Origin of the sequence: Mycoplasma mobile 163K, from assembly GCF_000008365.1 — a bacterium.
GTDB lineage: Bacteria > Bacillota_I > Bacilli_A > Mycoplasmatales > Metamycoplasmataceae > Mycoplasma_J > Mycoplasma_J mobile.
Genome location: NC_006908.1, coordinates 568,903 through 592,716, shown reverse-complemented (window position 1 = coordinate 592,716; position 23,814 = coordinate 568,903). Strand labels below are relative to the sequence as shown.

Annotated in this window: 19 protein-coding genes and 6 tRNA genes; 4 read left to right on the top strand and 21 right to left on the bottom strand. The window is 25.0% G+C overall.

Annotated features, from left to right (window positions below; translation table 4 throughout):
• Positions 1–64: 64 nt before the first annotated feature.
• The 15 genes from MMOB_RS02585 to MMOB_RS02515 form a co-directional block, all read right to left on the bottom strand.
• On the bottom strand, positions 65–904 hold the full coding sequence (locus MMOB_RS02585; protein ID WP_011264992.1) for an Hsp33 family molecular chaperone HslO: 840 nt from the start codon (positions 902–904) through the stop codon (positions 65–67).
• Positions 904–2,160: a serine hydroxymethyltransferase gene (gene glyA, locus MMOB_RS02580; RefSeq protein WP_011264991.1), complete on the bottom strand. Its 1,257-nt coding sequence runs from the start codon at positions 2,158–2,160 to the stop codon at positions 904–906. Before glyA ends, MMOB_RS02585 begins: the two co-directional genes overlap by 1 nt.
• Positions 2,161–2,185: 25 nt before the next feature.
• Positions 2,186–2,470 carry a hypothetical protein gene (locus MMOB_RS02575; RefSeq protein WP_011264990.1) on the bottom strand — a complete coding sequence of 95 codons (285 nt, stop codon included), beginning with the start codon at positions 2,468–2,470 and terminating at the stop codon, positions 2,186–2,188.
• Positions 2,471–2,541: 71 nt separating this feature from the next.
• A complete protein-coding gene (gene rpsO, locus MMOB_RS02570) occupies positions 2,542–2,808 on the bottom strand; it encodes a 30S ribosomal protein S15 (protein ID WP_011264989.1) in 267 nt (88 codons plus the stop codon).
• Positions 2,809–2,839: 31 nt separating this feature from the next.
• Positions 2,840–3,709 (bottom strand): FAD synthase, encoded by an 870-nt coding sequence (locus MMOB_RS02565; protein ID WP_011264988.1) that lies wholly within the window; start codon positions 3,707–3,709, stop codon positions 2,840–2,842.
• Positions 3,709–4,533, bottom strand: coding sequence for a YcsE-related riboflavin metabolism phosphatase (locus tag MMOB_RS02560; protein ID WP_011264987.1), 825 nt, complete (start codon positions 4,531–4,533; stop codon positions 3,709–3,711). Before MMOB_RS02560 ends, MMOB_RS02565 begins: the two co-directional genes overlap by 1 nt.
• Entirely contained in the window at positions 4,526–5,383 is an 858-nt protein-coding gene (gene truB, locus MMOB_RS02555; RefSeq protein ID WP_041362950.1) for a tRNA pseudouridine(55) synthase TruB, read from the bottom strand. The genes MMOB_RS02560 and truB overlap by 8 nt, the downstream gene beginning before the upstream one ends.
• Before the next feature lie 43 nt (positions 5,384–5,426).
• Positions 5,427–5,630, bottom strand: a complete 204-nt coding sequence (locus tag MMOB_RS02550; RefSeq protein ID WP_041362947.1) for a hypothetical protein — start codon at positions 5,628–5,630, stop codon at positions 5,427–5,429.
• Positions 5,617–8,178: a PfkB family carbohydrate kinase gene (locus tag MMOB_RS02545; RefSeq protein WP_011264985.1), complete on the bottom strand. Its 2,562-nt coding sequence runs from the start codon at positions 8,176–8,178 to the stop codon at positions 5,617–5,619. Before MMOB_RS02545 ends, MMOB_RS02550 begins: the two co-directional genes overlap by 14 nt.
• 39 nt (positions 8,179–8,217) lie before the next feature.
• On the bottom strand, positions 8,218–9,819 hold the full coding sequence (locus MMOB_RS02540) for a PTS transporter subunit EIIC (RefSeq protein WP_011264984.1): 1,602 nt from the start codon (positions 9,817–9,819) through the stop codon (positions 8,218–8,220).
• A 109-nt stretch (positions 9,820–9,928) separates the two neighbouring features.
• Positions 9,929–10,012: transfer RNA gene (locus tag MMOB_RS02535), tRNA-Leu, on the bottom strand.
• Positions 10,013–10,038: 26 nt separating this feature from the next.
• Positions 10,039–10,114, bottom strand: a tRNA-Thr gene (locus MMOB_RS02530).
• A gap of 3 nt (positions 10,115–10,117) precedes the next feature.
• Positions 10,118–10,193 (bottom strand) — tRNA-Val (locus tag MMOB_RS02525).
• 4 nt (positions 10,194–10,197) lie between these two features.
• Positions 10,198–10,273, bottom strand: a tRNA-Glu gene (locus MMOB_RS02520).
• 3 nt (positions 10,274–10,276) lie between these two features.
• Positions 10,277–10,351, bottom strand: a tRNA-Asn gene (locus MMOB_RS02515).
• 231 nt (positions 10,352–10,582) lie between these two features.
• Between MMOB_RS02515 and MMOB_RS02510 the strand changes: the two genes are divergently transcribed.
• Positions 10,583–11,962, top strand: coding sequence for a M17 family metallopeptidase (locus MMOB_RS02510; RefSeq protein WP_011264983.1), 1,380 nt, complete (start codon positions 10,583–10,585; stop codon positions 11,960–11,962).
• Between the two features lie 32 nt (positions 11,963–11,994).
• Here the strand turns inward: MMOB_RS02510 and MMOB_RS02505 are convergent, their stop codons facing one another.
• Together MMOB_RS02505 and MMOB_RS02500 are read right to left on the bottom strand one after the other, a co-directional pair.
• Positions 11,995–14,253, bottom strand: coding sequence for a DEAD/DEAH box helicase family protein (locus tag MMOB_RS02505; protein WP_011264982.1), 2,259 nt, complete (start codon positions 14,251–14,253; stop codon positions 11,995–11,997).
• Complete coding sequence (locus tag MMOB_RS02500) at positions 14,253–15,902, bottom strand: site-specific DNA-methyltransferase (protein ID WP_011264981.1); 1,650 nt, start codon at positions 15,900–15,902, stop codon at positions 14,253–14,255. Before MMOB_RS02500 ends, MMOB_RS02505 begins: the two co-directional genes overlap by 1 nt.
• Positions 15,903–16,058: 156 nt before the next feature.
• On the opposite strand from MMOB_RS02500, the gene parC reads away from it, so the two are divergent.
• Positions 16,059–18,635: a DNA topoisomerase IV subunit A gene (parC, locus tag MMOB_RS02495; protein WP_011264980.1), complete on the top strand. Its 2,577-nt coding sequence runs from the start codon at positions 16,059–16,061 to the stop codon at positions 18,633–18,635.
• 47 nt (positions 18,636–18,682) lie between these two features.
• On the opposite strand, the gene MMOB_RS02490 is transcribed toward parC, so the two are convergent.
• Positions 18,683–19,996: an EamA family transporter gene (locus MMOB_RS02490; RefSeq protein ID WP_011264979.1), complete on the bottom strand. Its 1,314-nt coding sequence runs from the start codon at positions 19,994–19,996 to the stop codon at positions 18,683–18,685.
• A gap of 161 nt (positions 19,997–20,157) precedes the next feature.
• On the opposite strand from MMOB_RS02490, the gene MMOB_RS02485 reads away from it, so the two are divergent.
• Together MMOB_RS02485 and MMOB_RS02480 are read left to right on the top strand one after the other, a co-directional pair.
• The gene (locus MMOB_RS02485; RefSeq protein ID WP_011264978.1) at positions 20,158–20,811 is read left to right on the top strand and encodes a chromate transporter; all 654 of its coding nucleotides are present in this window, start codon (positions 20,158–20,160) and stop codon (positions 20,809–20,811) included.
• Positions 20,811–21,467 carry a chromate transporter gene (locus MMOB_RS02480; RefSeq protein WP_011264977.1) on the top strand — a complete coding sequence of 219 codons (657 nt, stop codon included), beginning with the start codon at positions 20,811–20,813 and terminating at the stop codon, positions 21,465–21,467. The genes MMOB_RS02485 and MMOB_RS02480 overlap by 1 nt, the downstream gene beginning before the upstream one ends.
• 2 nt (positions 21,468–21,469) lie before the next feature.
• Here MMOB_RS02480 and cls read toward each other — a convergent pair whose 3' ends face one another.
• The 3 genes from cls to MMOB_RS02465 form a co-directional block, all read right to left on the bottom strand.
• Positions 21,470–22,972: a cardiolipin synthase gene (gene cls / locus MMOB_RS03590; protein ID WP_011264976.1), complete on the bottom strand. Its 1,503-nt coding sequence runs from the start codon at positions 22,970–22,972 to the stop codon at positions 21,470–21,472.
• Between the two features lie 43 nt (positions 22,973–23,015).
• Positions 23,016–23,104 (bottom strand) — tRNA-Ser (locus tag MMOB_RS02470).
• Positions 23,105–23,169: 65 nt separating this feature from the next.
• A complete protein-coding gene (locus MMOB_RS02465; protein ID WP_041363122.1) occupies positions 23,170–23,748 on the bottom strand; it encodes a diadenylate cyclase in 579 nt (192 codons plus the stop codon).
• Between the last annotated feature and the right edge of the window lie 66 nt (positions 23,749–23,814).

Sequence of the window (23,814 nt, the reverse complement as noted above, 5' to 3'; positions counted from 1 at the left end):
TTTAAAAAATTCATTTTGCTAAATGAATTTTTTTATTACATTTATATTATTTTGAATTTTGTTTTTAATTTTTATTTTTTTCAAAATCTTCTTTAGAAAATTCATATTCTATTTTGCAAAATTGACAAACAATTTCAATTTTATTTTTATTTTCTTTAAAAATTTTATTTAGTTCTTGATATGAGATATTTTCTAAAACTTTTTTCATTTTTTCAATTGAACAAAAACATCCAGATTTTACAAATTTTGAATCAACTTTTTTTGCACCTAATTTTGATATATATTCTTCTAAAGAAGAATTTTTTAAAACATTTTCTTTGATAAATTTTTCAAAAAACACAATATCATTTTCAGTAGCTTGAGGCATTTTTTGCATCAATACTAATTCAGCTCTAGTAACTTTATGAAAATCTTTTTCATCAAAATTCAATACTCAAACACAAGCCGAATATAGTTGCTCACTTTGCAACAAGAAATGATTAATACTTTCAATAAAAGTAGAATGTTGTAATTCAATTTGACTACTATAAGAATTATTGTTTTGTGTTTTAGTAATTGTTAAAACACCTTTACCAATTACTTTTTCAAAATCAATTTTATTCAAATTAATATCTTCTTTTTTAACATCTAATTCATTATTAATTAAAGCTCTAAAAATTCCATCTTGAACTTCCACAATTGCATTATTTACTGCTCCACTGGTTTTTAATTTATAAATAACTTTTATATCTTCATCACTAAAAACAGAATTTAAAATCGGAAAAGCATTAATGATATTTGCATATACTAAAGAATTAAATGCATTAGGTTTATGAATACTTAAAAATTCATTAATAATATTTTTACTATTAATAGTAAAAATCCTAAAATTGTTTTTTGAATATATGTGAATATTTTTTTCCATTATAAATAATAATCCTTTGTTGGAAATGCTTTTGTAAGTTCTAAAACTTCATTTTTCAATTTCAGTTTTAATGATTCAAGATTAGATGAAGTTGAATTTGCTAATAGTTCAATTATGATTCTTGCAAGTTTTTTAAATTCAACTTCTTTAAAACCCCTTGTAGTCATTGCAGGGGTTCCCATTCTAACACCGCTAGAAATTTTAGGACCTAAAGTATCATTTGGAATTGAATTTTTATTTGCTGTAATATTAATGCTATGCATTAATTCAGAAGCTTCTTTACCACTAATATTAAAAGAAGATTTCACATCAATTGTAAATAAGTGATTATCAGTTTGACCTGAAATTATTTTTGTTCCAACTTTTTTAAATTCTTCACTAAAAGCTTTTGCATTTGAAATAATTTGTTGTTGATATTTTTTAAATTGAGGTGTAAGTGCTTCGCCAAAAGCAACTGCTTTACCTGCAATAACATGGACTAAAGGGCCACCTTGGTAACCAGGAAATACTCAACGATCAATTTTTTTCATTAAAGTTTCGTCATTAGACATAATAATTCCACCTCTAGCGCCTCTTATTGTTTTATGTGTTGTAGAAGTAATTACATCTGCATGTCCAACAGGACTTGGGTGAAGATCAGCAATAATTAAACCTGCTATATGGGCAATATCAGCTAATAAAAAAGCACCCACTTTTTTAGCAATTTTACTGAATTTTTCAAAGTCTATTGTTCTGCTATAATTACTTGCACCACAAATAATTAGTTCTGGTTTTATTTTTTCTGCTAATTTCTCAATTACATCATAATCTAATAAACCTTCATCATTTACTCCGTAAAAATATGGATCATAAAATGTTCCACTGAAACTAATTTTGTATCCATGAGTTAAATGACCTCCGGCATCTAAAGACATTCCCAAAATTTTTCCGCCAGGTTTTACTAAAGCTGCAATTGCAGCAGAATTCGCACTACTTCCAGAATGTGGTTGAACATTTGCAAATTTAACATTAAAAAGTTTTTTCAATCTTTCAATTGCTAAAGTTTCTATTTGATCAACAAATTCACATCCATCATAATATCTAGCTCCTGGATAACCTTCACTATATTTATTTGTTAAAATACTTCCTGTAGCTTCAAGCACATCTTTTGATACATAGTTTTCACTTGCTATTAATTCAATGTGTTCTTCTTGCCTTTGTTGCTCATTATTAATAATTTTTTCAATTTCTTTATCTTTTAAATTAATTTTTTTCATATTTTTCCTTTATTTATTTTTTAAATTATTTATAGTTATTTTTTAATTTTTTAGATTTAACTTTATTCCTTTTTTTAATATATAAAATATAAATATTTAATATTATTGCAATTGCAACAGTTACTGAAAATCAAATAAAGAAATTAATTAAATCAGATCCTACTGTTTGAGGTGTGTTTGTTAAGTAAATCGAAATAAGACAAATACTCAAAATTACAACAAAAATAAAACTAGTTGTAATGAGTTCAAAAAATGGTTTTTCTCTTCAACTTGGGAAACTTTTTTTTCAACTTTTTTTGCTGTTTTCCATTTTTCCTCCAATAATGTTTTAATTATAAAACAAAAAAATGAAGTAGATCATTTCTACTCCATTTATCATTTTTATTTACGAATATTTAGTTTTTCAATTAAGCTTGCGTATGAAGTAAATTTATTTTTTCTTAAATATGCAAGTAATTTTTTACGGTGATTTATTTTAGCAATAAATCCCCTTCTTGAGTGCAAATCTTTTTTATTTTTTTCGAAATGTAATTTTAAGCTTTCAATATCTTCAGTCAAAATTGCAATTTGAGCTTCAATTGAACCTGAATCTTTTTCATTTTTACCAAAAGATTTAATTAATTCTAATTTTTTTGTGTTTGAAACCATGATGTTTCCTTTCTTAATCTTAATTCAGCTTTTACCAAATTAGATCGCTATTTGAATTAATTTTAGCATAATTTAATAAAAAAATTTTAGAAGTTTTTTCATCTTCTGAAAAAATTTTGGAATCACTCTTTTTTGTAATAATTCTTATTTCTTGTATGAAAGAAATTCTTATATTATTTTGTGGTTTTTCATAGTTATAATTAAAAAATTTAATTATATTTTTATTTTCTACATCAATTAAAACAGTTGCATGATAAATCACATTATTTATGTAAACTAAACAAGCATAAATTCCATTATGAATTTTTATAATTTTTTTTGGATATTGGAATTCCAAAGAAGAAACCAAATCAATATCAATGCTAAAAAATTTAATTAAAAGAGAATTTAAATCAGAAACTTCGCCTGTTTTTATCATTTCAGAAATTAATTTAGTTCCTATTTTATAATTTCCTATTTTTATTAAAGGCACAATGATTGTGTTTGGAAAATATTCCTTCAAATTTTTTGCATTCCACTTTGCATCTTTTCCAAATTTATAATCTTCGCCAACAACTATTTTTTCTATCTTATATTTTTTAGTTATTTCATCTATAAAATCTCAAGGTTCAAGATTTATTAATTTTTCATCTAATTTAATAAGTAAGACATTTTGAATTTCAATAGCATTTAAAATATCCAATCTATTTCTTAAAGAAAAAATTGTTTTATTATCAGTGTTTTTTGGACTATTTTCAATATTTTGAACTATGGAAACTATTGCATTTTTATTTTCGGCAAGAGCTTTTTTAAATAACTCTAAATGACCAATATGCATTGAGTCAAAACCACCAAAAACAATTGTATTTTTTTCACTTGTAATAAATTCGCTACTTATTTCAGGAAATTGAATTACTTTCATTAAATTAATCCCAACTCTTTTAATTTTAAAAACACACCTTCATCTTCGACTGGTTTTGCAAAATCTTTTGCCACTTTTAAAAGTACTGGATCTCCATTTTCAATTGCAACTCCATATTTAGCAAATTTAATCATTTCAAAATCATTTCATCCATCTCCAAAAGTTATTAGTTCAGAGACATCAAAATTTTCAATTTTTGCTAAGTTCAAAATTGCATTATATTTATTTTGTTCAATATTTTGGATATATAAACCTGTTGCTGTTTCTTTTTTTATTTCAAAATTAAAATGTGAATTCTTTATATACTGAGAAATTTGTTCTTTTTTTTCATCTGATAAATTTTTCAAAATAAAAATATTAGCTCTATTCCCTTTATCTAATTCATCTAAATCTTTTAAATCTTTAATATTTTTAACATCAGTTTTTTTTCAAATAGATAAAAAAGTTTTTAGTCTATTTTGTTCAATTCCTTCAAAATCAACAAAGACACTTTCGTTATTACTTATAAAAATATTTTCAATTTTTAAATCAAATTTTCTTATAAGAGTTTTAATTTCTGAAAAATTTAAAGCATTTTCATAGACAATTTTTCTATTTTGGATATCATAAGCAAAAGATCCATTTCCTCCTACAAAATAATCAAAAGAATCGTATTGATCAAATAAATTTTTAGTAGCTATTAAATCTCTACCTGAAGCTAAAATAATAATGAAGCCTTTTTGTTTTAAAGTTTTAAAAGCATATAACAATTTTTCTGAAAGAATTTTTTCGCCATAAGGAATTAATGTTCCATCAATATCAAAGGCAATGATTTTTTTATTCACTTTGTTTATCTCCTAAAATTTTTTGTATTTTTTTCCCAATAAGTTTTTTAGATTTTAATACATTATTCAAAATTTGTCCAAATCCAATCATTTCATCTTTTCAAAAAAGAGCATAAAAATTATCCTCATTTTTTAAATCAATTAAGAGACCTTTAGAAAGATTTTCTATTTGATTTTTTTCTAATTGAATTATTTCCAGTTGAATTATTTCTTTTGCATTTAAAATTTTATCATCTTGATTTTTTTCTAAAAAAAGATTTCCTATTTTTGTTCTTTCTAAAGATTCCATATAAGCTAAAGAATTTAATTTAATTCCAATGTCATAAATAAGACTTCTAATGTAAGTCCCTCTTGAAACAACAACTTCAAAATCAAAGTAATTTTCATCTTCATTATAAGACAATAACTTTATTTTAGTTATATTGATTTCAACCTCATTTAATTCAAAATCAATATTTTGCCTTGCTAAATCATAAGCTCTTATTCCATTTAGTTTTTTTGCACTATATTTAGGAGGCATTTGTTTTGTTAAACCAATAAAAGAATTTAGAACTTCAATCAATTTTTCTTTTGTAAATTTTACATTTGAACTTTGATTAATAATTTCACCTTCAGAATCATAAGTAGTTGTTTCGAAACCTAGTTTTGCTCTTGCTACATATGTCTTATCTTTTTGATCTAAATAATCAATTAATTTTGTATCTTCATCTGTTGCAACGATTAAAAGGCCAGTTGCTAGTGGATCTAAAGTACCACAATGTCCAATTTTTTTAAAACCTTTTGTCTTTTTAAAGTTATTAATAAAATTAAAACTACTAATGTTTTTTGTTTTTCTTAAAAGTAATATCATTTTCAAATTATAAATAAACTTAAATATAAATAAGTTATTAATATTATTTTTTTCTAAAAATGCAAATTAGACCTATAAAAATTAATACAAAAATAATTCCTAATGCAAATGGAATAATTACTCAAAAAATAGCATTTGAAGCCATAAACATATTTGTTGCTACAACAATAAAACCCAAAATAAAACCAACAAAGAAAAAAATTAGACCAATTATTTTATTGAATGTTCATTTTTTAAATCAATTCATTTATTTCTTCTTCTGTTTTAAGAGCATTTTCTACTCCTATTATAGTAGTAGCAAGTGCTCCATTTACATTTGCATATTTAATAATTTCGAAAATTTCATTGTGAAAATCTTTTGAATTAGAATCTTTATTATTTCTATTTATATATTTAGAAATAAAAGATCCTAAAAAGACATCACCTGCACCAGTAGTATCAACTTGTTTAACTTTTATTGAAGGTATAATTTTTATTTTATTTTTATCTATAAATAAAGTTCCATCTTTACCTAGAGTTATTAAAAAAAATTGCTGATCATTTTCAATAATTTTTTTCATTTCCTTGTGAAGTGTTTCAGTATCATTTTTAGAATTTCATTTTAGTTTATAAATAATTTCTAATTCTTCTAAAGACATTTTGACAACATTACTTTTAGTTATAAAATATTTAGCTTTTTGCTTAAAATCTTCAATGTTTTTAGAATATAAACTATCACGATAATTCGGATCAAAAACAACATCAATATTTGCATCTAAACTTAAATTTAGAGCTTTTATATAACTTTTATATAACTTGCCACCTAAAAAAGCTGTTGCAGAAGAAAAGCACACTAAATCATATTGATTAATTAAAGCATCATATTCAAAATTTAAATTTTCATCAGCTCCCCTTACAAAAGTAAAGTTTCTCTCTCCTTCGTCATTTATTGATACATTCGCAACTGTAGTTTTTAGTTTTGGATCAATTTTTAATAAGGAAGTATCTAAATTATTTCTTTTGAAATATTCTAAAATTAAAGAAGCATCTTCATCTTTTCCAATCACACCAAAAAAAGAATTTTGAACACCTTTTTTACTCAAAGCAAGTGAAACATTTAAAGGAGCTCCTCCAACTTGTCTTGATATTTCAAAATTTTGTTTATATGTATCAATCAAAGCTTCTCCAATTAATAAAACTTTTTTAGATTTATCCTTGATTTTTAAAGATTTGATTTGCCTAAATGTAATGTTAGAAAAATTTTTAAATTTAATGTTTGATTTTTTAATAAAGTAATAAAATGTAAAATGAAATTTACCTTCATCAAAATAAAAATGAATTAAAGAATTATCAACAATTAGATTCATTTTTGAATATTTTTTAGGCATTTTTCTTACCCAATTTGTTCCAATATTTTCTCCATAATTTACTTCCATATTTGTTCTGTTAACATTTATGAATAAATTATCTCAGTCTAATTTAATGGAAATATTATGTTTTTCATTAAAAATAGAAATTTCACTAAAGTTTTTTTCTTTTTCGAATCGAATTTCATATAAACCATTTTGTTTTTTTGAAATTTTATTAGATTCAACATTTAGAACTTCATTTTCTAGTTGGAAAATTGGTTCTTGAATTAATTCATTATTTTTTAAATAAAGTTTTCTTGGAATAGATAAATTAAAACTTCAACCAAGATTTTCATCATGAAAAGAAATATCAGGTCTTCCATTTCATCCTATAAGAATATTTTCATCTACATTTTTAAATACTTGTGGGGCATAAAAATCAAAACCATAATCAAGAAAATCTTGAAATTCCACATCGAATTCTAATGTGTTTCAATTCATTTTACCAACAAGATAAATTGCATTATGAATACTTTCATTATTTTTTCTAAAATTAAAATAACTTTTTCCTTGAGTTGAAAAAATGATAATATCTTTATTATTAATTCTTAAAAATTCCGGACACTCTAACATGTATGATTCAATACTAAAATTTTTGAATTTGATATTTCCAATTAGTCGGTAATCTTTATCTACTTTTTTAGACTTATAGACACTAATTACTCCTTTTAGAGTTTCTTTTAATTGCGCACCTATTAAAAGATAAAAATTATTATCTTTTTTTAGCGCTAAAGGATCTCTAAAGTGTCTTGTGTAAAGATTTCTATCTCTTTTAAATAAAAATGTTTTGTCAAAATTTTCGCTTGTATTTCTTTTTGCAAGAAAAATATTTGATTCTTCTAAATTTTCAATAAATTTTATAATTTTACTGATTAAAGATTCAAGATAAATTTCTTTCAATGTCTTATGCATATTTGATTCAAGTATAAAATCAGCTAAAGAAAAAAAATTTTTTATTTTTTCTATATTTATTTTTCTAAAATATTTTTTTTCTATTCCTGTGTAAAACAAATACAATTCATCATTTTCAACTATCGATCCACCACTATAAATTCCATCAGCATCTTTTTCAATTGAAGGACTTATTTTTTGTCCTTCATATGTGTAATTTAAAAAATCTTTTGTTTTATAAAGTGATCACACTTTCAAGTCATGCTTATTTATATGTGGTGAATTTTGAAAAAAAATGTAGTAAAAATCATTAAAAAAAACTAAACCATTTGGATCATTTAAAAGACCGCTTTTTGGTTCTAAAGAGAAGTTATTTCTAAAATGTAAATCCTTTGATTTAGCTTTAAAATTTTCCTTAATTTTTTCTTGAAAATTATTTTTTTCATTTAAGTAATTGAATTGTTCACGATTTAATTTGTTTTTTAGTTCAACTAGAATATTTTTAAAATTTTTCATAATATAAAATTTTAACTTATATTTATTTCATAATTTAAATTAATTTTGAATAGACAAAAATTTATTGTAACTATTTTTGCCCCATTTTGTTTTTAAGAATATTAGTGTAAATCCAATTGAAGAAAATACAGATAAAATTGAAGCAATAGCAATATTGTAAATTGGTGCTAAATTAGTTAAAGCAGCACTTCTATTACCAATAAAAGCTTGAAGTCTTGTTGCTGTTATATCAAATTGAATAAAACCAATTCATGAAGCACTACCAATAGAACTTGCCATTGTTTGAGTCATTCCAACTCAATATCCTCCAACAGCAGCACCACAAGCAGCAGCTACCATTGCAAATTTTAAAGGAATATTAATTCCGAATAGAATTGGTTCTGTAATTCCTAAATTAGCACTTACTCCACCTGAAATTGCTAATGAAGCATTCTTTTTTTCTTTTTTCAAGAAAAAAACAATAGCTAAAGTTAATCCAACAACTCCTTGTGAAATATTAGATATAGTTGCAATAGAAGTAATCCAAGTAAAACCATCTCTGGCGATCAATTGGGCTTCAATTGGTAAAAATCCTTGATGTAAACCTGTTACAACTAAAAATGGATATGCAAATCCTAAAATTGCTCCTCCTAAACCAAATCAAGCAAAGTTTGTAAATTGGAAAATCCCACTAAAAGCTAAAGTTAGTCCAATTGAGATGAATTTAAAAATTGGCCCAATAATTCAAAAACCAAGAAAAAGTGTAAATACTATTGTAATTAAAGGCACAACAATAATCGCTAAAGCTTCTGGTGTATATCTTTTTAAGAATTTTTCTACAAAAAAAGCTAAAGCAACAATTGCAAGCACCGGAAAAATCTCAGCTTGATATCCGATTAATCTAAATTGGAAAAATTCAGGCAAAGCTGGAAATAAAGCAAAAACAGCAATTGTTCCACCATTAGTTTGAGTTCCAGGAGTTATTCCTATTTGACCTACTGGAAATGAAGTTAAAGTTCCAGTCACCAAATAAGCATTCAATAAATTAGGTGCAACAAGAATAATTCCAATTGCTAAACCAATTAAAGGTGTTCCACCATATTTTTTCATAGAAGTATATCCAACAAAAGCTGGAAGTGAACCTAAGATTCCTGCTCCAATTAATTCAAAGAAAAAAACCGCACTTTTTGCTGTTTGATTTATATTGACATCAGCTACTGCTTTAACTAAATTAGTTAAAGCTAATGAAAGTCCTCCTGCAATAAAAATAGGAATCAAAGGAATAAAAATTTCTGCAAAACTTCTTACAAATCACCTTAAATTCAAAAATAAATTGCTTCAAAAAGAAATATTTTTATTTCATCAAATATGTTTTTGTTTTGGCGAACTAGTTTGATTAGTACTTTTTTGGGTTAAATTTTGTAGTTCATCATGAACTTTATTAACAGTTCCTGCTCCAAAAATAATTTGATTTTCTTCACCTTCAAGGTTATAACCTTTTGCAAGTTTAATTGCTTTAATTTTATTAACATTAATCTTTGATTGATCAGTTAATTTGAAACGCAATCTTGTTGCACAGTGGTAAAAAATTGAAATATTTTCTTTGCCACCAACTGCTTCAATAATTAGTTCGGCTGAATTTTTGAATTCTGATTGTTTCATAAGATTTAAATTTCCTTAAATAATTATTTATATATATAAATTATATATTAAAGAGATAAAAAGAAAAAAGCAATATTAATTGCTTTTTATCGTCATCTTTTAAATGAAATGGTGCGCGGGAAGGGACTCGAACCCTTATGCCGAAGGCACTAGAGCCTAAATCTAGCGTGTCTGCCAATTTCACCACTCGCGCTCAAATAAGGAACGCATTTGCGTGTATGGTGCCGTTTATAGGAATCGAACCTACGACCTACTGATTACAAGTCAGTTGCTCTGCCTGCTGAGCTAAAACGGCTAATGGTAGAAGATGAGGGGCTCGAACCCACGACCCTCGCCTTGTAAGGGCGATGCTCTCCCAACTGAGCTAATCTTCCATTTTGGTGACCCTTACGGGACTCGAACCCGTGAATGCATGGATGAAAACCATGTGTGTTAACCGCTTCACCAAAGGGCCAAATGGCGCCGATTACAAGATTCGAACTTGTGACCAACTGGTTAACAGCCAGCTGCTCTACCACTGAGCTAAATCGGCAATTTGGAATAATGTTTGCAAATATGCTTAATCATTATACAAAATTATTATAAATAATGAAATTTTTTTTAAATATTTTTTTTGCTAAAATTTTTAATATTTTTAATTTTTTTGAATTTAATATTATCGCTAATAAAGTTTAAATTTTGGTAAACTTATTTTGATGATTACATTTATTAAAAATTTAAATTTAAAGTCAAAAATCAAACAAATAATTCTTAGGGAGAAACAATGTTCAAAATTTTAAAATCAATTGAAAAGTCTTCATTTCAAATTACAGGAATTTTCAAAAATTCAGAAAAAGAATACTTAATAGCTAAAAAGTATGAAATAACAGAATTTTTTAATGAAAATAAAGCTTATATTTATCTAGGGAATAAATCTAAATTCAATAAAGATAGAGCCAAAAAAGCAATTCAAGCAATTCTTTCTTATTTAGAAAAAAGAGCAGCAATTATAAATTTTAACGAAATGATAAATGAAGAGGTTTCTTTAGAATATTTAGTTACTAAAACTTTAGATGCATATATTTTTAAATTTGGAGATTTATATATTAACAAAACTTCTAAATCAAGTAAAAAACCTGATCTAGAAGTGTTTTTAGAACCAAAAAATTATTCACAAGAACTTGAAAAAGAAATTAGCAAAACAGAAATTTTAGCTAAAGCTGTCAATTATGCAAGAAAATACCAAGCTATGCCACCTAATATTTGTAATAGTGAATTTCTAGCTAGTGAAATAGAAACATTTACAAATGAACATTTGCCAAATGTTATTGTTAAAGTTTTGAACAAAACAGAAATTACAAATTTAGGAATGAATCTATTACTTGCTGTTAATAAAGGATCTAAATATGAACCAAGAGTTGTTGTTTTAGAATATAGAGGAAATCCAAGTTCTGAAGAAAAAACTGTTATTGTGGGTAAAGGAATTACTTTTGATTCTGGAGGATATAGTTTAAAACCTGCAGCAGCAATGATCGGAATGAAATATGATATGTCCGGAGCAATTATTTCAGCTGCTGCAATTCATGCTTTAAGTCAACTTGAAGCTAAAGCAAACTTTTCTGCTGTTTTAACAATTACAGACAATAGAGTAAATGGTGATGCTAATTTACCAGATGCTATTTGAAAATCTATGAATGGTAAAACTGTTGAAGTAAATAATACTGATGCAGAAGGTAGATTAGTAATGGCTGATGGATTAACTTATGCAATTAGAAATCTTGGAGCAACAAAATTAATTGATATTTCAACTTTAACAGGAGCCATGAAATATGCTTTAGGAAATACTTACACAGGTGTTTGAACAACTAAAGATTCAGATTGAGATAAATTTGCTAAAGCCGCAACAATTCAAGAAGAAAATGTTTGAAGAATGCCTTTACATGAAGATTTTGCTGAAGGAATCAGAAAATCAGAATATGCTGATTTAATTAATACAGATTTAAGTGGAAGTGCAGGTTCTTCTTCTGCGGCAATGTTTTTGAAAGAATTTACTGAAGATAAAGATTATATTCATATTGATATTGCAGGTACAGCAGAATCTGGTAATAAACCTAAAGGTCCAATGGTAAAAACTTTAGTCGAATTAGCCTTAATGGGAAAATAATTTAAAAATTAAAAACACCTTTTAAGGTGTTTTTAATTTTGAGAAATAATTTGTTTAAAAAAATCTTTGAAATTTTTAGTTGTATTTTCCTCTATTTTAAGTTCTATTTTTTTATCGTTTTTAAATGATAAAAATTCATGTATCCCCTCATCATAATATTTATGTAAAATTAAATGAAGATTAGAATCAGGAAAATTATTTGTATACATTCTATATGCATTTAACAAATCTTTTGTTTTTTGTTCGTTATAATCATTCTTTCCAGATTTACTTTCAATCATAATAGTTTTTTCTTGTTTTTTTTCCTTGTTGTAAATTTTTATTGCAAAATCCATGAAAGATTTTGCAATATCACCTGTTTCAGAAGAAGGATATTCAAAATATATTTGAGATCCTAATGTAGGCATTTTTGCAAAAAATTTAACATCTTCAACTTTTTCATCTTTTAAAAAATTTTTAAATTTTTCAAAAAAAAATCTTTCAGGTTTCGAATCAAAAACTTGAAATAATTCAGATTCCTTTTCGGAAGTGATTTGAATGTAACCATAATTTTCAATTTCTTTTGTACTCAAGTAATTTTTATTTGAATTTGGATTTCATATTGAATATCTTTTCAATGGAGTAATTTCATTTTTTATTTTATATGACTCCTTTTCAAATATTCACTTGATATTTTCAATATATATTTTTTTTAATTTTTCGTGATTAAGATAAAAAACATATTTAATAATTTCAATATTTCTATTTAATTTATTTGAAATTTGTATTAATTTTTCTTCAAATAATTCTAATCTATATTTTTCCAAGTCATCTTTTCTTTTAATATTATCTATTTTTAAAGAAATCATATTTCTATAGGGCACTTTATAGTTACTATTACTAACTATTCCACTGTATATAACAACATTTTCATTTTGAAAATTATCAATAATTTCATAAAATTCATTTTCTATGTAATCATTCACATCTTTTTCATAATTTTTTCAATCGGACATTTCCCTTTTATTTTTGGTTTCAATATATCCTGAAAAAAAATGAATATTTTCAAATTTTTCTTTTAACTTATAGTTATGAGATTCTCTAGTAGGAATTTGATAATTAGATCATAGATAGTATTTATTTGCTTCACTATTTCATTCTAAATTACGGATAGGATTTCTTCTAATTCTTCCAATTGTTTGAGTATTTAAAGTTTCAGAAGAAACATTTCTCAATTGTAATAATGTATTAGCTCTTGGAATATCTCATCCTATTGCAGGCCCTACTTTAAAAATTATTACATCTATTTCTGAATCAGGCTTTGATGCATATTTCAATGTATTTGGTGCTTTTGTATTCACAACTATAGGAGAATTATCAATATATTTTAAATATTTTAACCCAGCATTTGTTAGTTTTTTTTCTAATAATTCTAATCCTTCTTTAAAAAGAAGGCTCTTTTCTTTGTTTATTTCAGAATCATTAGTGATTTGAACAAGCATCGCTGGATTTATAACATCATTTTTGATTTTATCTTGGTATGCTTTTTTTGATTTTTTAAATTCTTCAATAGCCTTATCAATTAATATTTCATTAGTTATGTTTTCATCAAATAAAGGCAAAGTATCTTTTTCATATTTGAGTAAAAAAACATCATCATTTTCCAAATCCTTTTCTTTTATTTCGATCAAATTTAAACTATTTTTAGGTGTAGCTGTCATCTCTATAATAAAATCAGCTGCCTCTTTCATTTTTTCATCAAATTTTTTGTATTCAGCCTTTTCATATTTACTTTTTTCTTCTTTATCGCCTTTTTCATTTCATCCAATATGCGCTTCATCTCTAATGAAAATCAATTGATAATTCTTGTCTTTTATTTCTGTTAAAAAATTATTCAAAATATTTCTTTGAAAAAAAATTGTTTTTTTTCCAAAAGAAGAAACACCAAAAACAAAAACTTTATTATTTTTTAAATTGAATTCTTTAACTTCTTCACCTTTAAAATCACTATTTGAAGGAGAAACAATATGTTCGATTGTATAGTCATCAAATTTATGAAATTCTTTGTACTCTTCCATTTTATTAGCAAAAGATTCTGGAAGTTTGGAACTTGAAATAGTTGCAATAACACAAATTGTTTTTCTCTCTTTTAAAATTTCAGAACTAAAAATTTCGGAAATTAGCGAAGATATCATAAAAGTTTTACCAGAACCAGTAGGTGCTTTAAAAGAAGAAAATTTATTTTCAAATCTTTTTTCAAATGCATTAAATAATTTAATAACTGCATTTTTTTGTGAGTTTGTTAACTTCATTAAACAACTTCCTCGTTAATTGGATTAAGAGCAGAAAGATCATAAAACAATTCTAAACCTTCTTTGTTGTAATTGTTATTTAGTAATTTTAAACCTTTTACACAGTCATAATAAACATTTTCAGAAACTTGATCATTCAAAGAAATTTTAATACTATCATCAATATTTATTACCCTTAATTTTGCACCATAGAAAGGTTCATTTTTATCTAATCATTTAAATTTTTTATTTCCATCTGTTGTTTTACCTGTAATTATTCTAAATAACCTTTCATAAGATATCTCTTCAGCAATATTATTTTCATTATTTGTACAAAGAATAAAATTTCTATTACCCCCATCCTCTTTATTTAACTCTAGAACAGCTTGACCTGTTGTTCCTGAACCTGCAAAAAAATCTAATACTATTGAATTTTTATTCCCTGATATTTTTATTAAAAATTTTAATAATTCTACTGGTTTTGGATACTGAAATTTTTCTTCTTCAAAAATTTGCAAAAATTCTGAAGTACCTGATTTTGTAGAAATTTTTGGAGATAAGATTACGTCTTTTGGAAAAATGCTCATGTCTCTTATTTTTGTATATATTTTTATTTGGTTATTTTTTTCATCAATATATAAATCTTGCTTGCTATTTTCAATTTTCTCTTTTGATCATCTTCAAACACCTTGTAACCCTTCCTGATTTTTTGGTGGAAAAACAATTTTTTGATTTCTATTTTTTGTATCATTTGTGAAAATTTCATTTTCAATAATAAATAAGGGAAAAAATAGATTTTTTCTTGTATTTATGTTAAAAGCTTTTATGTTCGAATTATGAAGTTCATTCTTTATCACAAATTCCCCATATTCATCTCTCATAATTTCATAATCTGTTTTTTCGTAAATAGATGGCATAATTTTTTTTGCATATTCTTGATCTAATTTATTAAATTTAAATTCTTTATCAGAATTTTTACTATATATAAGAATATATTCATAAGTTTTTGCTAAAAGAGAATTAGAAATTTGCCTTCCTTTTTTATTAGACACTCAAGCAATTTGATTTACAAAATTATCTTCTCCAAATATATTATCCATTAAAACTTTTAAATAAGCTTGTTCAGAATCATCAATTGAAACAAAAATTAAACCTTCATCTGTTAAAAGATCTTTTGCTAAAATTAATCTTTCGTTTATCATATTAAGTCATCCTCCACGTCCAAATTTATCTTTATATGCAAATTTAGATGTAGAAGTAATTTTTTCTTTTGATGAACTATTTCCGTCTTTTAGAGCAGATTCTGTATTGTAAGGAGGATCTATATAAATTATATTAATTTTGCCTTTATGAGTAATTTTAAGTGACTTTAATGCATTATAATTATCTCCAATAATTAATTTATTTTCATCATTTTGAATTTCGTTAAAAACATTAATTCTTTTTCCAACATTTTCCCTTAAAGTTATTAACCTCCCTTTTGCAATTTCTGGTGCATAATCAAATACGAATCCTGTATTTCTTTTAAACTGAATAAAATCAAAATAAGATTGAACTTCTTTTTCTGGACAATTTTTAATAATTTCTATTGCAATTATTTTTTGATCATCATTAAAATATGATCTATCATAAGCTTTAATTTTCTCTATTATTTTTTCTTTTTTTGACATTTTTTCCTTTATTTTACTTTATTATATTTTATTTCTAATTTTGTTTTAGAATAATCTTTGTTTTGTGTTTAAATCAATCAAATGAAAATTTTAAAAGATATTTACTTGGTGTAAAATAATATAATGTATTAGTACAACAATAATATAAGGAACTAAATGAAAACCAACGAACTAAAAGATAAATTTTTATTACAATCTCTTGATGGCATTATGTCGAATCGTTATGGAGTATATGCTAAATATATCATCCAACAAAGAGCTTTACCAGATGTAAGAGATGGGCTTAAACCTGTACAAAGAAGAATTTTATATTCAATGCATGAATTAGGTCTAACTAGTGAAAAGCCTTTTAAAAAATCAGCAAGAGTTGTTGGAGATGTTATTGGTAAATACCATCCTCATGGTGATAGTAGTATTTATGAAGCTATGGTAAGAATGTCTCAAGAATGAAAAATGAATGTTCCTCTAATTCAAATGCATGGAAATATTGGAAGTATTGATGATGATCCAGCTGCTGCTATGCGTTATACAGAAGCACGTTTAAGCAAAATTAGCTCTCTTTTATTAAGTGATATTAAAAGTGATACTGTTTCTTTTTCATTAAATTTTGATGATAGTGAAAAAGAACCCACAGTTTTACCTGCTTTTTTTCCAAATTTATTAGTTAATGGAGCAAGAGGAATTGCCGCAGGTTTTGCTACAGAAATTCCTCCTCATAATTTAGGTGAAGTAATTGATGGAATTATTGCCAAAATCAAAAATCCTAATATTAAAATAGAAACTCTAAACACAATTATTAAAGGGCCTGATTTTCCTACTGGTGGAATTATTTATGGAATTGATGGAATAAAAGAAGCTGCTTTTAGTGGAAGAGGAAGAATTACAATTACTTCAAAGTATGAAGTTCATAAAAATCAAATTGTAATTACAGAAATTCCTTATGGTGTTGTTAAGTCAAAATTAGTTAGACAAATTGACGAAATTAATTTAGATAAAAATATTGGTGGAATGAACGAAGTAAGAGATGAAACTAACCGTGATGGAATAAAAATTGTAATCGATCTTGAAGCAGGTGCAGACGCTTCTAAAATTATGAAATTTTTAATGCAAAAAACAGAATTGCAACTTTATTATTCATATAACAACATTGCCATTCATAATAATGCACCTGTTTTGATGAATTTACATGATTTAATTCAAGCCTTTTTAGACCATGTTAAAGTCATCCAAACTAATAAAATTAATTTTGAACTAGAAAAATTGTCAAAAAGATTAGAAATTATTGAAGGATTTATAAAATTAACTGAAATTAGTGATCAAGTTATTGAAATGATTCGTAAAAGTGAAGGCTCAAAAGTAGGTGTAGTTGAAAACTTAATAAAAATTTTTAATTTTAGTGAAATTCAAGCTGAATCAATTGCTAATTTAAGATTGTATAGATTAAGTAAAACTGATGTTGAAGAATTTATAAAAGAAAAGCAAGAACTAGAAACTAGAATTAATTTTTTAAAAACACTTCTAAGTAGTGAAAGTGAATTTAATGCTGAATTGATTAAAATTTTTAAAGACATCAAAAAAACTTATGCAACCCCAAGAAAAACTGAAATTAAAGATCAGGCCTTAAAACTAGATGTTTCATTATCTGATTTAATTCAAGCAGAAGAAACATTTGTAGGAATTTCAAGAGATGGATACATCAAAAGATTTAATCAAAAAATTCATGATTCAAATGAAATGCAAACATATTTATTAAAAGAAGATGATGCTTTGATTTTCTTAAGTAAAACTCTAACAACAGGGAAATTACTAATTTTTACAAATCAAGGAAACTATATTTCTATTCCAATTTTTAAAATTGCAGAAGAGAAATGAAAAAATTTAGGAATTCATTTAAACGATTTTGCGACTCTTTTGCCAAATGAATTTTTAATAAAAGTTTTATATGTTGATGATTTTTCAAAAGATTTTTCAATTACTTTGATTACAAAAAAAGGTTTTGGAAAAAAAGTTCAATTACCTGAATTTGAAGTGAGTAGAGAAAATAAATCCTATCCAGCAATTAAATTTAAAAAAGATGGTGATGAACTTTTAAATGCTTTTATTACTAATGATCGTTTAGATATTTTGTTAGTTAATACAAAATTAGAAGTTTATAAATTCAGTGAAAATGATTTTAAAACTTACGGAATTAAAGCAGCTGGTGTAAAAATTTCTGATAATGCTACTAAATTTGAAATTAGCGCTGCTATTGCTTATAGTCAAAATGATACTTTAGTGTTTTTGACTGAAAGTGGACATGCAAGAAAAATAAATCCGAAAAAAGTGGATATTTTAAATCAAAAATCAATCAAAACATTTTTAAGTACATCAGCAAAACCAAGTGGGAAAATTATTAAATATATTTTTAATCTTAATGATAATGTGGATTTAGCAATAAGAACAACTGATTCAATTGTTACAATTAATACAAAAGAAATTTCTGAAACAGAATCCTTTACAAATTTACATACAAAAGGAATTTATGGCGCTATTTCTTTAGGAGATAATTCAAAATTAATTTCGAATAAGTTAAAACATCCTATTGAAAATTTAATTCCTGAACAAAAAGTAAAACTTGAAAAAGATAAACAAAATTTAAAATTTGAAGATGATCAAATTGTAGATAATGCTTTAAGCAAAATCAATAAGATTCCTTTATTTGATGTTGATTCAATTATTAAAAAGAAAAAGTAAAAATATAAATAAAAGCACAATTTAGTGCTTTTATTTATATTTTTTAATTAATTTTTAGGAACTAAAGTTTTTTTAATAAATTCAGTATTTTCTTTTAGTCTGTTTATTGGAATTTTATTTAAAGAAACAAACCAAGCAGAAATTAATACTAATATAGATAAAGTTCAAAATAGTGGTTGAAATCAAAGTTGATTTTCAAGAGAAATTTTCACATATATAGCATCTCCGCCTCCAATACTTTCGACACCTAAAGCTTGACTAATTCCAAAAAGAATCCCCCCAATTATAGGAGTAACAATTACTTGAATTTGAAATAGAGTATTTGTTAAAGTTGCCCCTGTTTTTTCAATTGCATTATAAAATGAAATCCTACCAGCAAATAACAATAGTGAACCTACAAAAGCTATCGGAAAACTCATAACTGTAAAAAGTTTTGCAAAAGCTAAATATCCAGTAATCGCATTAATATTAGAAATCCCTCCTAAATTATTTACATTATTCACAACATTTATATCAACTATATTTGCTGAATTTTGCACATCTGGAAATACTCCTTGAAACATTATTCCAAAAATTCCACTTGTTAGAGGAATCAAAATTAAAATTCCAAAAACAGTTGAAGAAATTGCTTTTAATTGTAAAAAGTGAAGTCCATTAATTCCTTTTATTTTGTTAATTGAAACAGCTCTATCTACAATTAAAGCCTCTGCAGTATAACAAGCTATTGCAATAGTTCCTAAAATAGAACCTGCAATAACATTTGAATTTGTGCCTCCAACAGCAATTGTTTGAGCAACAAGCATAAATACTATTAAAAGTGTCATCAATCCAAGTCCATATCAAACTCTTTTTCCGATTTTTCTCTTAAAAATTATTATTCCTACTCCTGCTGAAAAAACCATTTCTAGAACAAAAAAAACACTTCCAATTGAAGGAGATAGTAAAACAAATACAGCAAAGAAAAAAGTATTTCCTAATGGCCCGCCAAAAAGGCCTGCTAATAAAGTATAAAATCCAGCTTTAGTTTTTATTAAATCCTTTACTTTCTTTCAATTTTTAGCCATTCCAGGTAAAACTAATAAAAGTAAACCATTTAGCAAAAATGTTCACATATCATTAAAAGCAGATATTGAAGCACCTCTAGCTATTGAATTCATTGCATTAACACTAACAAATTGTTGACTTAATCTTAGTGATTCGTAGATTTGTGTATTGTTAAGAATAGTCACTATTGGAATGATTCCAAAAATAATACCTACAAATACACCATAAATAATTCCAATTTTGTATTTTTTAGTTTTTGCAATAGAAATTTCAGTGTCTTTTCCGAGAAATTTAATTTTTCTTAAAAAATTATTCATCTTTTCCTTTCTAGCGTATAGCTAAGTTTATTATATAAGTTATTATTTATATAACAATATCATTATACACTTTTATTTTTATCAAGACATTTAAAAATATTAATTCAAATAGCTATTAAAATTCTATTTAATTTTTTGTGTATTATTATTAAGAGATTTGTATGAAGAGAAAAAATAAAATCCAAGATGAAAATAATTACAAAAAACAACCAACAGTTTTTAATGTTTTTTTGTTCATCTTAATTGTTACTTTTGTAGGTTTTGGTGGTGGAAATGCTTTAATGCCAATAATAAAAAAATATTCTGTAGATAAATATGAATGATTAACAATATCAGAATTTGATGATTTAGTAATTACAGTAAATTTAATTCCAGGACCAAGTGTTATTCAGGCTTTAAGTTATGTTTCAATTAAACTACTTGGAAAATTTAAAGGTACTATGGTTTGTTTAATTGCAAATTTACCTTCTATTTTTTTTGCTTTAGGTATTTTTATATCTTTAGGATCAATAAATAGAAATTGATTATTAGTTATTTCTACTGCTGTAATTCCTTTGATAATTGGAGTGGTTTTAGCTTTTTCATATCAGTATTATAAAACTAGTAGAAAGGAATTGTCTTTTCCAATTTGGTTTTTAATTTTTATTTTCACCTTTGCTTTTAGTTTTTTTATTCCTTCACCATATAATATTTCAGCTCTTGTATTAGTGTTTATTTTATTAAGTGTTTTTATTTTTGAATTTTTTAGACAAAAGAGAAAATCAAAAACAAAGAAAAATATTTCAAATTTTTCAAAAGAAGAGGAGATAAAATAATGTTTATTGCTTTAGGTGTTTCGATTGTTGGCGTTTTTATTATTTCGATGATTGTTTTTGGTGGTGGACAAGTTTTTATTCCTCTATTTAGATCATTATGAACATTAATGGGTCAATTTTCTGGAATCAAATTACAAGCTTTAAATGAACAAATGGATGCGATGATAACTGCAGCTAATGCAACTCCTGGAGTTGTATCAACTCAATTTGCTCTTTTTACAGGATTCATTGTTGCAAATGGTGCTTGATGAGGTTGATTATCTATGTTACTCACATATGTAATTTTTACTTTACCTGCAATTTTATTTATGCTTTTAGGAATGAAATTTGTTAAAAAATCTTCAACTAATATTTATTTAAAAAATGCTATTGTTTTTCTAAGGCCTGCAATTTCAGCAATTCTAGTGGCTTTAGCCGTTCAATTATTCATTGGCGCAAGTTTTCCTAATGTTATTTTTAACGGTCAAGTTTATGTAGGTTTAGTAAATCCTTCTAATTCATTTTTTGTAGGATGAAGATTTTGAGTTTTGATTGCTTGAGTACCTCTTGTAATTATTGAATCTTTTATTTTGATAAACAAAAAAGTTTCTCTTCTACTTTTGATTATCACTCATATTGTTGTTGCGATATTGATTTTTGCACCTTGAGTTGTTTAAAATTACATCAAAGGACTGAATAATTTAGCAAAAATTCCAATGAAAAATTCAAGAATTTTACTTGATTTTTTAATTTTTAATAGTGTTGAAATATTTCTATAATCATTAAAATTCTTTTCAAGTTTTTGAATACTATCTTTATCTAAAAATAAATTTGTTGTTTCGTATTGTGAATAAAGGCTTCTTGTGTCTATATTCATTGTTCCGATATAACTCAATTCTTGGTCAAAAAGTGCTGTTTTAGAATGTAAGAAAACATTATTCAAAATCATTATTTTTGCTCCATATTTTGCAATTTTCTTAGCATAGTATAAACTAACAACATAGACATATTTTTTATCAGCTTGTCCTGGTAAAAAAATTTCTACTTCAACACCAGACATTAAAGCTTTTTTAATTGCTAAAAATAACCTAAAAGTCGGAATAAAATATGGGGTACTTATTGTGATTTTTTTATTTGAATTTTCAATTCAAGTTATTAAACTTTCTTCTAAAATAGGCTCATCATTTTCTGGGGAATCTTCAATTAAAATTATTTCTGAATTGTTATTTTCTGTAGAATTTAATTTTGCATATTTATTTACATCTAATTTTTCTTTTGTAAAACTAAATCAGTCATATAAAAATAGTAGTGAATATTGTTGAACAAAGTTTCCTTCAATTTTTAAATTAATATCTATTCAATAACCATATGTTTTACTAAGACTAGCATATTCATCAGATAAATTCATTCCACCTGTATGTAAAATTTTTCCATCAATAATAACAATTTTTCTGTGAGTTCTAAAACCATTATCACTCCCAATAAAAGGAAAATAAACTTTTCCGAAAATTTTTATTTGGACTCCTATTTTTTTAAAATAATCAATTTCTGACTTAGGCATACTTCAATTACCAAAATCATCTACAATCATTCTTATTTCAACACCTTCAGATCTTTTTTTAGTAATGATTTTTCGAAAATGTTCCCATATTTCTCCTGTTTTGATAATATAAAAATGCAAGTGAATAAATTCCTTAGCATTTTCTAAATCTTCAAAAATTTGCTTGTAAGCATTAGTTGTTTCAAAGAAAAAAGTTGTCTTAGCCTTTTGATATTTTCTTTGAGTAAAAATTTCTTGTCTTTGTAAAAGAGTTCTAATATTTTCCTTTAATTCAATTTCTAATAAATTAGTTTGGTTTTGAAATTGGAAAAATTCATTTGTCTTTTTAATGTATTCATCTCTTGATACTCTTTTTTTGTATTTTTGCCCAAAAATAAAATAAATAGCATGAGCAATTACAGGAATAAAAGTCAAAATAAAAAATCAAGAAATTTTTGCATCACTATGACGATCTTGTAAGATTAAAACAGTATTACATACTAAATTAATTGCATAGAAAACTCCTAAACCAATTAATCATAAAGGAGCTCCTAAGATTATAAAAATGATTGAAATCAAAAAAATAAAAGCAATCGAGATAAAGGAAATAAATATTCTATTAATTATTTTTGGTGTAAACATTATTCTAATTATATTTAAGTTAATCAAAAAAGCATAAAAAAAATGGCGGAGTAGAAAGGATTTGAACCTTCGCGGGTATTACCCCCTATGTCGTTAGCAGTGACACCTCTTCAGCCTCTTGAGTACTACTCCACTCAAAATCATTATACTAATTTATTTTATTAATTTAAAATAAAAAATAGGAAAATCCTATTTTTTTAAACTCTTAAAGATTTGATTAATTCATTTTGGAAATCATCTAATTTGACTGTAGCAAATTGGCCATTTTTTACAATTGTAATATTTCCTGTTTCTTCTGAAACTACAATTGTGATCGCATCTGTCTGTTCACTTACTCCCATTGCAGCACGATGTCTTGCACCATATTTATTATCAACTGATTTTCTTGTGATTTTATAATAAGTTGAAGCATATAAAATTTTATTATTTCTAATAATAATTGCACCATCATGTAGAGGAGAATGTTTATTAAATAAACTAATAATTAAAGAAGAGCTAATATTTGCATCAATAATAATTCCATCTGTTCTGAAATTGTCTAATTGATCTTTATTTTCAATTGTAATAATTGCACCAGTTTTTGTTTTTGATAAGATTTCAACAGCTTCTTTAACTTGGTGAATCAATCTTATTTTACTTGATTGTCCTAATTTTGTATATTTAGAAGTTCTGAATAAAAAACTTCATAATCTTGCAATATAAATTGAAGATACAAAAATTAATATAATAATACCTATTACAATTAAAATTGAAAAAAATATCAAATTTGTATCAATAGTTGTATTTTGAGTAACAGTAGGAGTTGTTGTTCCGCCATTAGCAAAATTTATTTTTGTAATCAT